At 71.5% G+C, this 12140-nt stretch carries 8 protein-coding genes and 1 pseudogene; 2 read left to right on the top strand and 7 right to left on the bottom strand.

Annotation, left to right across the window (positions count from 1 at the left end; translation table 11 throughout):
* Positions 1–63: 63 nt before the first annotated feature.
* The 3 genes and pseudogenes from ADK57_RS15630 to ADK57_RS52420 all read right to left on the bottom strand — a co-directional run.
* On the bottom strand, positions 64–1368 hold the full coding sequence (locus tag ADK57_RS15630) for a sugar ABC transporter permease (RefSeq protein WP_053750060.1): 1305 nt from the start codon (positions 1366–1368) through the stop codon (positions 64–66).
* A complete protein-coding gene (locus ADK57_RS15625) occupies positions 1365–2144 on the bottom strand; it encodes an ATP-binding cassette domain-containing protein (RefSeq protein WP_199830588.1) in 780 nt (259 codons plus the stop codon). Before ADK57_RS15625 ends, ADK57_RS15630 begins: the two co-directional genes overlap by 4 nt.
* 219 nt (positions 2145–2363) lie before the next feature.
* Positions 2364–2753 (bottom strand): annotated as a pseudogene (locus ADK57_RS52420) (PAS sensor protein); the annotation flags it as partial.
* A 1107-nt stretch (positions 2754–3860) separates the two neighbouring features.
* On the opposite strand from ADK57_RS52420, the gene ADK57_RS15615 reads away from it, so the two are divergent.
* On the top strand, positions 3861–4382 hold the full coding sequence (locus tag ADK57_RS15615; protein WP_053750058.1) for a hypothetical protein: 522 nt from the start codon (positions 3861–3863) through the stop codon (positions 4380–4382).
* A 188-nt stretch (positions 4383–4570) separates the two neighbouring features.
* Here ADK57_RS15615 and ADK57_RS15610 read toward each other — a convergent pair whose 3' ends face one another.
* Complete coding sequence (locus ADK57_RS15610; RefSeq protein WP_053750057.1) at positions 4571–5608, bottom strand: WD40 repeat domain-containing protein; 1038 nt, start codon at positions 5606–5608, stop codon at positions 4571–4573.
* Positions 5609–5836: 228 nt separating this feature from the next.
* Between ADK57_RS15610 and ADK57_RS15605 the strand changes: the two genes are divergently transcribed.
* Positions 5837–8683, top strand: coding sequence for a helix-turn-helix transcriptional regulator (locus tag ADK57_RS15605; protein ID WP_199830587.1), 2847 nt, complete (start codon positions 5837–5839; stop codon positions 8681–8683).
* A gap of 470 nt (positions 8684–9153) precedes the next feature.
* Here the strand turns inward: ADK57_RS15605 and ADK57_RS15600 are convergent, their stop codons facing one another.
* From ADK57_RS15600 to ADK57_RS15590, 3 genes are read right to left on the bottom strand one after another with little or no spacing between them, the layout of a single operon-like run.
* Positions 9154–9984, bottom strand: coding sequence for a carbohydrate ABC transporter permease (locus tag ADK57_RS15600; protein ID WP_053750056.1), 831 nt, complete (start codon positions 9982–9984; stop codon positions 9154–9156).
* The gene (locus ADK57_RS15595; protein WP_053750055.1) at positions 9981–10892 is read right to left on the bottom strand and encodes a carbohydrate ABC transporter permease; all 912 of its coding nucleotides are present in this window, start codon (positions 10890–10892) and stop codon (positions 9981–9983) included. Before ADK57_RS15595 ends, ADK57_RS15600 begins: the two co-directional genes overlap by 4 nt.
* On the bottom strand, positions 10889–12136 hold the full coding sequence (locus ADK57_RS15590) for an ABC transporter substrate-binding protein (protein ID WP_053750054.1): 1248 nt from the start codon (positions 12134–12136) through the stop codon (positions 10889–10891). Before ADK57_RS15590 ends, ADK57_RS15595 begins: the two co-directional genes overlap by 4 nt.
* Positions 12137–12140 lie beyond the last annotated feature (4 nt).

The following is a 12140-nucleotide window of genomic DNA, read 5'->3' as shown; positions in this document are numbered from 1 at the left end:
ATATTTCCTATTTTGCACTGTGATAAGCAGACGATGATGAAATGTTGACGCAAGTGGTCCCGCTCAGGTGCGGCCGCGCGCCCCCGCGGAACGCCGGGAGAGCGTGTCGGCGGTGACCGCGGCGAGCAGCACACCACCAGTGATCATGAACTGGACGGCGTCCTGGACCCCCAGGAGCGCCATGCCCGAGGCGATCGACTCGATGACCAGCACGCCGAGCAGCGCGGACCATGTCGAGCCGCGCCCGCCGAACAGACTGGTGCCCCCGATGACAGCCGCAGCGATGGCGTTGATCAGCAGCATGCCGGAGCCGGCGGCGCGGGCCGTCGTGGGGCTCGCCGAGGTGAGCCCCGAGGCCACGAACAGGCCACCGATCGCGGCCAGTGTCCCCGACACCATGAACATCAAGATCCGCACCCGTGCCACGCCGACACCGGCGCGCCGCGCCGCCTCGATACCGCCGCCGAGCGCGTAGACCGTCCGCCCGTAGAGGGTGCGCCGCAGGACGTAGTCAGAAACGACGATGACCGCCAGGAAGATCAGGAGGGCGAGCGGCAGGCCCCGGAACTGGTTGAGCGCGTAGGCGGCGGCGAAGACGATCACTGCCAGGACACCTGTGCGCACCCAGATCTCGCCCAGTGGCCGGTGCGGCATCCCGGCGGCCTTGTGGCGGTTCCTGTTCCGGTGGGAGACCAGGAAGTACGTGGCGGTGCCGAGCGCCGCCAGACCGTAGGCCGCAGCGGCGGTACCGAAATAGGTGCTGGTCAGGGAGGCGACCAGACCCTCCTCGTCGAGGTTGATGGTGCCACTCGCGCCCAGGAGGAAGAGCGTCAGACCGTTCCAGGCAAGCAGCCCCGCGAGGGTGACCACGAACGAGGGCACGCCGACCCAGGCGAAGAAGACCCCGTGGACGGCTCCCGCTGCCATTCCCGACATCACCGCCACGATGACGGCGAGCCACTCCGGCATGCCGAGGTTCACGTTCAACACGGCGAACGCGGCCCCTGCCAGACCGCTGACGGAGCCGACCGACAGGTCGATCTCGCCGATCAGCAGGACAAAGACGATGCCAACGGCGACCAGGCCGGTACCGACGATGTCCACGCTGAGGTTGGACAGGTTGCGCGGCGAGAGGAAGTTGTCGTTGAGGCCCTGGAAGACGAGCCAGATCGCGACAAGCCCGAGGGCGACCAGGATCGGGCCGCGTTCGCCGCCGCGCAGCCTGGCGCGGAACTCGTCGGCATATCCCCTCAGGTTCATGTTCCGCCTGCGGGTGCGCGAATGCCGGCCCGACGTCGCGGACACGGCGTCTGTGCCGCCTCCCGTGCCGGTGGGTTCCGAATCCCGGGATGCCCCCTTCCTGCTCATGGCCAGGCCTCCTCGTCGCGCGTCGTGCGGTGGGCCACGGCGTTGTCCGCCGCGCCGGTGATGGAGGAGATGATCCGTTCCTGGGACGTGGTGTTCACGTCGAAGAGGCCGTTGTTGCGGCCGAGGCGCAGGACGGCGACGCGGTCCGCGACGGCCTTGATGTCGCCCATGTTGTGACTGATGAGGAGCACTGCGAGGCCGTGGTCGCGGAGCTCCTCGACGAGGTCGAGGAGGTGGCTGGTCTGCTCGACGCCCAGGGCGGCGGTGGGTTCGTCGAGGAGGAGGACCTTGGGTGTGGCCATGAGCGAGCGTGAGATCGCGACAGCCTGCCGCTGTCCTGCGGACAGTGCGGAGACAGGCATGCGCACATCGGGGATACGGATGGACAGGGTGCGCATCAGCTCGCGAGCGCGGCGTTCCATCTCCAGCTCGTCGAGGATGCCGATCCTGTGGATCTCACGGCCGAGGAAGAGATTGCCGACGACGTCGAGGTTGTCGCACATCGCGAGGTCCTGGTAGACGGTCGCGATGCCCAGAGCCTGGGCGTCGTGGGGGCGTTTGATCTGGACGAGCCGGCCTTCCCACTCGATGATGCCCTTGTCGGCGGGGCCGACACCCGAGATCGCCCTGACGAGTGTGGACTTGCCGGCGCCGTTGTCGCCCACCAGGGCGACGACCTCACCGGCCCGGATCTGCAGCTCGACATCCACGAGCGCGTGCACGCCGCCAAACCGCTTGGAGATGCCGCGCAACGCCAGCACCGGCGGGTACGCCACAGGGACCACCTCCCCTTACTGAGTGAGTGCGGCTTTTCGGGTGAGTCCGGCCCTGTCGCAGGCGGGCCGGATCTTCGGGGTGCAGATCTGGTCGATCGTGCAGACGCCCTCCTTGACCAGGGTCTGCCTGATGCTGCCGCCCGTCACAGCGATCGGAGCGAGCCGGAATGCCGGGACGCCCTTGGTGGTGGCGTTGTCGATGGTCGTCGTGGTGATGTCGAGACTGCGCTGCAGCATCGTCGCGAGCTCCTGCTCGGCGTCGTACGCGTGCGCACGCCCGGCCGGCCCCGCGGTCGCGGGGAGCGGGGACCGCTCATCGGGGACGAACTCGTGCGGATCGTTCCGGCCGGCCAGGCACACGCCGATGATCCGGCCCTTGGCCGGGAGCGGCAGGACGGCCAGGCCGCCGGGGCCGACGCCCGAGAGACCGGGTTCGAGGGCTGTGCCCGCGGGCAACAGGCTCATACGTCCGTGCCTCAGACCCGTCCGGAGAGTGGGCAGGGCGTTGATCGGTGCGTCGGGCCACTCGGAACGCCACTCGGAACGCCACTCGGAGTGCCACTCGGAACGCCATGTCTCCGGCCAGGCGGCGGGCTGCGGCGGGTGGAGTCGGCCGGCTATCGCGTCGGCGTACTGCTTCAGGAAGCCCCGCTGCTCGGCTCCGAAGCCGTCTGCGGCGTCCCCCACGGCGGTGAGGCAGCCCAGCTGTCCGTCCTCTGCCCCGAGAGGCGGCGCACCGAGCGACATGCCTGCTCGAACTGTCGGGTCGCCCTCGTCGTAGGAGGCGAGTGCCGCGGGAGTCGGCCGCGGTGGCCGACCCCTACGGAAGGCGTCAGCTACGGGTGAGCCACCGGACCGCGGAAAACGCTCCGGCAGCCCGTAGCGGGCAGTCGCGCCTCCAGCCGCTTCGACCGGCCGAAGCCCTTCGCACTCATCGGTGAGAACGCAAACAGCCGCCGGCGCCGCGCCGGCGTACGCCAGGACCCGCTCCCTCGCGGTGGGCTCCGCCGGAGGCAGCGCACCGGCGCCTTCCGTCCCAGCCCCGTATGCCTGCGGCCCCGCGGCTCCGGCCCGGACACCACAGTAGTGGGGCATCTCCGCGTCTACCTCCCGTTCAAGCCGCAGGTGCCAGCAGGACGAGGTCTCCGGAACACAGGCGACGGCGGAGGCGCCGGACCGGCGACGGGGGGACCACGCCGCCCACGAGTGGCAGGGAACCCACACATCAGGATCGCATATATGGGCAAACCGGGCAGGCGTGCCAGGGGTCGTCAGGGAGATCGTCCTGGCCTCGGGAGGGCCGGCATCCTGACGTCACGCCGACCGGCCGGCGGGCGCCGGACAGGGCGCCCCCTCCCCGCAACAGCACCCGCAGAGCCTGGAACTCCCCGCCTCCAACCGACCTGCACCGACCACCGCCGGAAGCGAGGACCCGGCGACGCACACGGCAGGTACGTATCAGGTGTAGGTGAAACCACTGAGGCCAGGAGCCCACCCCGGTGACAGGATCGGCGAACCCGGCGAACCCGGCGAACCAGGTGAACCTGGCGAGTCGAAGCGGGTGGGGGAGTCACGTCCCCTGGGTGACGTCGGCCGGGCAGCCGGCGGCGCCGGTTCGCAGCCCCTCCTCCGGGGCGTCGACGGGGTGAGGGGGACGCCATGCGGGGTGCGGTACAGCGGGTGACGCGGGGTGCGGCAGGGCGGGTGACGCGGAGTGTGGCCGTTGTCGGAGTGGCGGTGAGCCTCGCCGTCGCCGGGTGGCTGATCTGGCTGCTCCCGGGAGCACCCCTGGCTGCGGTGCTGGGTCTTGGACCCGTGGACGGCGTCATGACGATCGCCGAGTGCCACGAAGCCCACGACGTGGAGGGCAACGCGGACGGCACCGACTGCACAGGCAGGTACACACCGCGCCGGGCGGGCGAGCCCTCGCGCGCGATCGTGCTGAACATGGCGGCAAAGGAACACCGGCCGGGCAGCACCGTCGAGGTCCGCACCGCGAGAGGTCAGGCGTACGAACCGTCGGCCGTCGCCGTGGTGTCGATCGGAACCATCACCGGCCTCGTTCTCCTGCCGTTTCTCATACTGTCGCTCTGGCTGTTCGCCTGCGCGCGGCACGGCAGGTGGGTGAACGGGGAGGGCTACGTATTCCTGGCTCTGGGCGGGCTGTTCAGCGTCATCGTGTTGGGCATCGTGGTCGGCCTCCTGGTCGAGATCGGCGTGTGGGTGTTCGGCGGGTAGGCCCTGGGCATCGTTCGGTCGCCCGTGGTCGCCGCCCCCCGGGGCAGGGCCATCACAATCCCGGATGCGGCTGCCAACGCCAGGCCGGACAACGCAAGTTGAGTCGGGCGATACGCGGGTCCTCTACTCGGCCGGTGGGCAACAGGGCGGCGGAGCAGCGCACTTGTCGGGTTTCCCGCTGTGGGCGCTCACGCACCGATCTCCTTCGCCAGGTCCCATACACGTGCCCCGTCGTCGTACCCCGCGGTGATGATCAGCGGTGGGCCCTCCGTCGGCCGGACCTGGCATACGGCGCGTACCCAGCCGTGGCCGCTGAGCAGGCCGGCGAAGTCCATGCCCAGGTCGCCGGCGCGTTCGCCGGTGGAGGGGTCCCAGACGGCGGTGCCCGGCCCGTCGCCGCCGGCGACGAGGAGCGTGCGGCCCTCGACTTCCGCCCGGCACAGGGCGTACACGGGTCCGGCGCCGGCGGTGAACGCCCGTACCTCCTGCGGTGCCTCCACGTCCCACAGTCGGACGACCCCGTCCCAGCCGGCGGAGGCCAGCAGAGTGCGGTCGCCGTCGGACACCTCGCACAGGGTCCACACGGCGCGGTTGTGCGCGGTCAGCTCCAGTGCCGCCTGCCCGGACTCGGCGTGCCACAGGGTCACGGTGCCGTTGCCGTGTCCGGACGCGAGCAGTGTTCGCCCGCCGGTGCGCACCTGACACAGGGAGAAGATCCACCCCCTCCGGGGGCCGGCGTCCATCGTGCGCACCAGTCGGCCGTTGCGCGGGTCCCAGAGGCGTATCGTGCGGTCCCGGCCCGCCGAGGCCAGCAGGTCGCGCCCGGCGACCCGCACCGTGCACAGTGCCAACACCCAGCCGCGGTGACCGGTGAGGGAGGCCACCGGCTCGCCTCGTTCCTCGAGATCCCAGAGCCGGACGACGCCGTCCCGGCCGCCGGACGTCAGCAGGGGTCTGCCGTCGACGTGGACCTCGCACAGCGCACGGATCCAGGTGCGCGAGTCCGTGAGGACCGCCGTGTCCTCGCGCGCGGCCGGGTCCGCGAGCCGGATCACCTTGCGGTGCCCGGAGTACGCCACGAGTCTCCGGCCGCCGACCGTGACCTCGCAGGCCGCCTCGAACGACGGCCGGAACCGGTACCGGCCGTCCGACCGCCGGATGATCCAAACGATCAGGCATACGACGATCAGCAGGACGATCCCTGCCACTGTGCCGACGACCAACATCCGCCCTCCCCGAAGTCCCCGGGACCTTCCGGATGCGGCAACGGCCGCGGCCCCCCAGGGACTTGATCCTGCCGCGCGCGTCGGGCCGTGCCGATCGTGCTGTTACGTAGATCGGTTACGTAGTTTCCGCACCTGGAGGTGTGAGACCCCGGACACGAACTTCACAGGTTGTCAGTGGCGTACGTCAGGATGTACAGGGGCAACAACTGTTGCGGGGGGCATGAGGGCATGACGACGGAACGAACACCGCTGGTCGGCAGAGAGGCCGAACTCGGGCGCCTCGACCGGCTGCTGGCGGACCTGGTGGGGGACGCGCCCGGCCGCCCGGCGGTGCTGGACGTCGGCGGTGAGGCAGGCATCGGCAAGAGCCGGCTGGTCCACGAGCTGTGCCTGGCCGCGACGCGGCGCGGGGCGGCGGTGCTGCGCGGCCGGGCGACGGAGTACGAACGCCACATCCCGTTCCAGCCGTTCACCGACGCCTTCTCCGACCTCGACCCACAGATCGTGAAGTCCTTCCCGGCGGCCTCCGAGGTCGCCCCGGTGCTCAGCGGCGCTCCCCGCCGCACCGACCGCTTCCGCCTGCACCGGGCCACTGCCGCCCTGTTGGCCCACGCCGCGGCGTCCCCGCTGGTCGTGGTGCTGGACGACATGCACTGGGCGGACGCCGCGTCGCTGGAACTCCTCGACCATCTCGTACGGCACCCCGTGCGCGCCCGCGTCCTGCTGGTCCTCGCCCGCCGCGACCGGCAGAGCCCCGCCCCGCTCGCCGCGACCCTCACCCGCGGCACGGAGACCGGCACGGTACGGCGGACGGTTCTCGGCCCGCTCGGCGAGCGTGACTGCGTCGAGTTGCTCACCCCCGACCTGGCCCGCGACGAGGCCGTACGGCTCTTCACGGCGAGCGAGGGCAACCCGCTGTACCTGCTGACCCTGCTCCAGGCGCACCGCGAGGGCGCGTCGGTGAGCCGGCTGTCCACGACCGGCCTCGGCGCGCTGCTGCTCGACGAGCTGACCCCGCTGACGCCGTCGCAGGGTCGGCTCGTCGAAGCGGTGGCCGCGCTCGGCGACCACGCCACGCCCGCCCTGCTCGGCCCGGTGACCGGCCACGAGCCGGGACGGCTGGCCGAGGACCTCGCCGTGCTGACCCGGCGCGACCTGCTGCGCACCGGCACGCACGGGCGGATCGCGTTGCGGCACCCCGTGCTGCGCAGCCTCGTCCGCGACGGCACCGACCCCTGGCTGCGTACGGAGACCCACCGCCTGGCCGCCGCCGAACTCGCCCGGGTCGGCGCCCCGCTGGCCGAGCAGGCGCACCACGCCGAGCAGTCGCTGTCCGGCTGGGACCCGCAGGCGGCGGCCGTGCTGACCGAGGCCGCCGAGCAGGCCGCCCACACGGCGCCCGCGAGCAGCGCGCACTGGCTCGAGGTGGTGCTCCGGCACCTTCCGCACACGACGGAACACGCGAGCAGACGGCGCGAGTTGATGCTGCGGCGGGCCCGGGCGCTGGGCGCCGGCGGCCGGCTCCGGGAGAGCCGTGACCTGTTGCACCAGGTGCTAGCCCTGCCCGACCCGCGCGACGGGACGGGATCGCGGGCGTCCGCCGTGGTGCTGTGCGCCGTCATGGAGCGCCACTTGGGGCGTTACTCGGAGGCGGTGGCCCTGCTCCGCCGCGAGCTGCACCGCACCGATCCCGCGCCGTCGCCCGCCGACCAGGTGGCGCTGGGCCTGGAACTGGGTTCCTTGGCCCCGCACGACACGTCGTACCCGGCGGTGCGCTCCGACGTGGCGCACACCCTGGAGGTGGCCGGCTCGCTCGGGGACGAGACGGGGGTGGCGGGTGCGCTGGCCGTCGCCGCACTGGGGGAGGCGTACGAGGGGGAGACGGCTGCGGCCGACGACTTCACCCGCCGGGCGGCGGCCCTCGTGGACTCGCTGCCGGACGGCGATCTGACCGGCCTGTGCGAGCCGCTGGTCCGGTTGGGCTGGGCGGAGGCGTTCCTGGAGCGCTACGCCGATGCCGAGCGGCACGCGGACCGAGGCCTGGCCATAGCCCGCCGCACCGGCCAGCTCTACCTCCTGCCCCACCTTCTGCTCTGCAAGACTCACGTGCGCATCCAGACCTGCCGGCTCGCGTCGGCGGTGGAACTGTCCGACGAGGCCGAGGACATCGCCCGCGGCATCGGCAGCGACGAACTGCTCGCCTTCGTCCTCGCGACCAGGGCCCACGCCCTGGTGGACGCCTGCCCACCCGGCGATCCGCGGCCACTCGCCATCGCCGAGGAGGCGGTGGCCGCGGCCGGTCTGGGCGTCAACTGGTGGGCGTCCATCGCCTGGTGCGTGCTCGGCTACGCGGCGCTCACCGCCGGCGACCCGGCCCGCGCCCGGGATGCGCTGCTGCGCGCCGGCGGCCCCGGCCTGCGGCGGATGCAGCCCTCGATGCGCCCGCTGTTCCTGGAGGTCCTCGTGACCGCCGCCGTCACCACGGGTGACCTGGACACGGCGAAGGAATGGGCCGAGCGGGCCCACGAGGAGGCCGAAAGGCTCGATCTGCCCGTGCAGCGGGCCTCGGCGATGCGCAGCGCCGCGCACATACGTCTCGGTCTCGGTGACGACAGGGCGGCGGCGGACCTGTTCGTGGCGGCGGCCGAGGAGAGCGCCCGCAGCGGAGGGGCGTTCTGGGAGGCGTACTCCCTGCTCCTGTCCGCCCCCCTGCTGGCGGCGGACCCGGACGGTCCGCGGCGCGGGCGGGCGGCCTGGCACCGCGGGCAGCGGCTCGCCGCCGCCGGCGGCAGCGGGATGCTGGCCGGCCTGGCCGAGGTGGTCGGCCCGGCGGTGGCCGAAGCCGCCGACGGTCCTGTGCGCCGCCTCGCCGAACTGACGGCCCGCGAACGGGAGATCGCCGACCTCGTCGCCGACGGCCTCACCAGCCCGGCGATCGCCGACCGGCTCTGCCTGAGCCGCCGCACGGTCGAGACCCACATCTCCCGGGTCTACCGCAAGACGGGGGTCTCGTCGCGGGCAGCTCTGGCGGGCCTGATGGCGGGTCGGACGCCCGGGCCTTCGTTCAGCGGCTGAGCCACGCGCCGTTCGAGCCGCAGGTGCCGGGGGCGTCGTCCTGCGAATCGGCGCGGTGAGAGTCCGACCCCCGGCTGTGAGGCATCCGCAGAACAACGCGGCTCAGCGGTGGCAGAAGGTGATGCAGTCGGGGTTCGGCACGGGTGCCTACTGGTAGTGCCTCTGGCGCACCGCCCCTTCCCGATTTGACTTCGGCACGCGGACCGCTGCGAGTACGGCGCCGGCGCCCGGCTCCGTGCTCGGCCGACCCGGCCCCTGCCGTGGTTGACATGGTGCACACCTCACGGATGACCTGAACGTACGGTTCAGGTGTGGTTGATGCTGTCGTCCGCCCCGTAGAAGGCAGCTCGCGGCTCGTCCAACGTCCGACTCCGCATGGCGTCGACAGCGGACTCCTCTTGGCCACTGAGACTTCGACTGAGACTTCGACCGGGACTTCGACCGGGTCATTGACCGGGTCGACGCGCCGGTCAGTTCTTGACGCTTCCCGCGGTGAGCCCGCCCACGATGAAGCGCTGGAAGATCGCGAAGACGCAGACCACGGGGATGCTGATGAGGGTGGCGGTGGCCATCAGGGCCCCCCATGCGGATCCGTGCAGGCCCACGAAGGCGTTGAGCAGGACGGTGACGGGCTGTACGGCGGGCTCCGTGGCGAGGGTGAGGCCGAAGACGAACTCGCCCCAGCCGATCAGGAAGGCCAGCCCCGCCACCGCGACCAGGCCGGGCACCATGACGGGCAGGACCACCCTCAGCAGTACGCCCGCCGGACCGCAGCCGTCGACCAGGGCCGCCTCCTCCAGCTCCCTCGGCACGCTCCGCAGCACGGGGCGCAGCACGATCACCGCGAAGGGCAGGGTGAGGGTGGTGTCCGCGGCGATCAGACCGAGGTACGTGTCGTCGAGACCGGCCCGGCGTTCGAGGATGAACAGCGGGGCCGCGAGCACGATGCTGGGCGGCAGTTGGGCGATGAGCAGGGCGAGGACCATGGTGCCGGAGCCGCGCATCGGGATCCGGGCGAGCGCGTAGGCGAGGGGAACGCCGAGGAGCAGGGTGAGCGCGACCACTCCGCAGGAGATCACCACGCTGTTGAGCAGGGCCTGGGGGAGGGCCTCGGCGGCCAGCGCGGTCGAGTAGTTCTCCGTGGTGACCGGTGCGGGGACCCACTGCGGGGTCTCGGCGAGGATCCGGTCCGGCTCGGTGAGGCTGGTGTTGACCATCCAGTAGACCGGCAGGAGGAAGGCGGCGGTGATCAGCGCGGCGGTGGTGGTGAGCAGCCAGGGGCGGCGGCGGCCCGGGGTCACGCCGTTTCTCCTTCCCTGCGCAGCCGACGCACATAGAGCCCGCCCACGAGCAGGGGCACGAGCAGCAGGAGCAGGCCGGCCGCGGCGCCCTCGCCGAAGCGGAAGAACTTGAAGAAGATCTCGTAGACGTAGAGCGACAGGACGCTGGTGGCGTCGACGGGGCCGCCGCCCGTCATCACGAAGATGATGTCGAAGACCTTGAAGGTGTAGACGAGGCCGAGCAGCAGCACGGTCACCGACACGGGCCGCATCAGCGGGAGGGTGATCCACCGGAAGCGTTGCCAGACGCCCGCGCCGTCGATGGCGGCGGCCTCGTGGAGCTCCGGGTCGATGGTGTGCAGCCCCACCAGGAGCAGCAGCATGTTGAAGGGCACGCCGACCCAGACGTTGGCGAGGACGACCCCGGCCAGCGAGGTGCCCGGGTCGGTGAGCCAGTCGTGGGACAGGGCGCCGAGACCCGTTGCGCGCAACAGTCCGTTGTAGGCGCCCGATTCGCCGTCGAGCATCCAGCGGAAGAGGGTGCCGCTGACCACCGGGGGCAGCAGCCACGCCACCAGGAGCAGCGACCGCAGCAGCCCGTTCAGCGGGAACGGCCGGGCGAACAGCAGGGCCAGGGCGAAGCCGATGACGAACTGGAACAGCAGCGACGCCAGGGTGAAGACGATCGAGAGCCGTACGGCGTGCCAGAAGTCCGGGTCGGCGACGGTGGCCCGGTAGTTGGCGAGGCCGTTGAACCGCGTGGCACCGCCGAGCAGCGCGCTCAGGTCGACGTCGTGCACGGACGTCCACACGTTGTAGAGCAGCGGGTACGCCAGGAACAGGCCGAGGAAGGTCAGGCCGGGGAGCGAGAACAGGTATCCGGCCCGTCGGCGGCGCGAGGAAGGTGAAGGCGCATGGCGCCTCCTCACCGGCGCTCCAGCGCCTTGTCGATCTTGACGGCGGCGGACTTCGCCGCGGCGGCGGGGGCCGCGGAACCGGTGAGTACGGCCTGTTCGGCCACGGCGACGGCCTGCGAGGCGTCGGCGTAGTGCGGACCGTACTGACGCGGACGGGCGACGGGCAGCTGGCTGAGGAAGAGCCGCAGGGCCGGGTCGGACGCCCAGGTGCCCGTGTCCGCCAGGTCCTTGCGGGCGGGAAGGTTGCCGAGTGCCACCAGGAACGGCACCAGGACCGACGGACGCTGGGTGTACTCCAGGACCTCCCAGGCCTTGTCCTGGTGCTTGCTGCTCTCCATCACGACCCAGTTCTCCCCGCCCAGGCAGGTGGCGGACGCCCGGTCACGGGGCAGTGCGACGACCTCCCACTCCAGGTCGGCCTGCTTGAGGGTGGGGAGCTGCCACGGGCCGTTGATCTGCATCGCGGCCCGCTGGTTGACGAACCGTGTGTTGACGTCCTGCTGCGTCCAGCCCACGCACTGCTCGGACAGCGAGCCCTTGGCGACGAGGTCGTCGAGGAAGGACAGGGCGGTGGCGCCGTACGTGGCGAAGGTGTCCAGATCGCCGCCTGCCTGCCACAGGAACGGCAGGAACTGGAAGACGCCCTCCTCCGTCCTGATCGCGCTCATCGCCAGACCGAACCGGTCCCCGCCGCTCAGCTTCTGAGCCGTGTCGGCCAGTTCGTCCCAAGTGGCCGGGGGCTTCACTCCGGCGGCGTCGAGCAGCCCGGTGTTGCAGTACAGGGCGAGGCAGTTGCTGTTGTTGGGGATCCCCAGGGTTTTCCCGTCGACCTGACAGCCGGCCCACGGGCCCGCGTAGTACTTGCCCGCCTGACCCCATTCCTCGACCCTGCCGGTGAGATCGGCCAGCAGTCCGCTGCCGCCGAGTGAGTTCATGGCGACGTTGTCGACGATGGCGATGTCCGGGAGATCACCGGAGACCGCACCCAGGGTGATCTGCCGGTCGAGGTCCGCGAAGGGGAACGTCCGCCGCTCGATCCGCACGTCGGGGACGTTGGCCTCGATGTCCTTCACGAGCCGTGCGAAGGCGGGCTGGAAGTTGTCCAGGGTGAAGTAGTCCCACCAGGTGAGGGTGACTGTCTCGCTGCCGCTCTGCCGGCCCGAGTCACAGGACGCCAGGGCCGGGCCGAGGCCGAGGGCGGCGGCTCCCACCCCCGCGGCACGCAGGAAACCGCGGCGGTCGACGGCGTACGACATGCTT

It is taken from the genome of Streptomyces sp. MMG1533 (assembly GCF_001279775.1).
Lineage (GTDB): Bacteria > Actinomycetota > Actinomycetes > Streptomycetales > Streptomycetaceae > Streptomyces.
The sequence above is the reverse complement of the archived record's forward strand: the minus strand, read 5'-3'. Positions and strand labels throughout refer to the sequence as shown.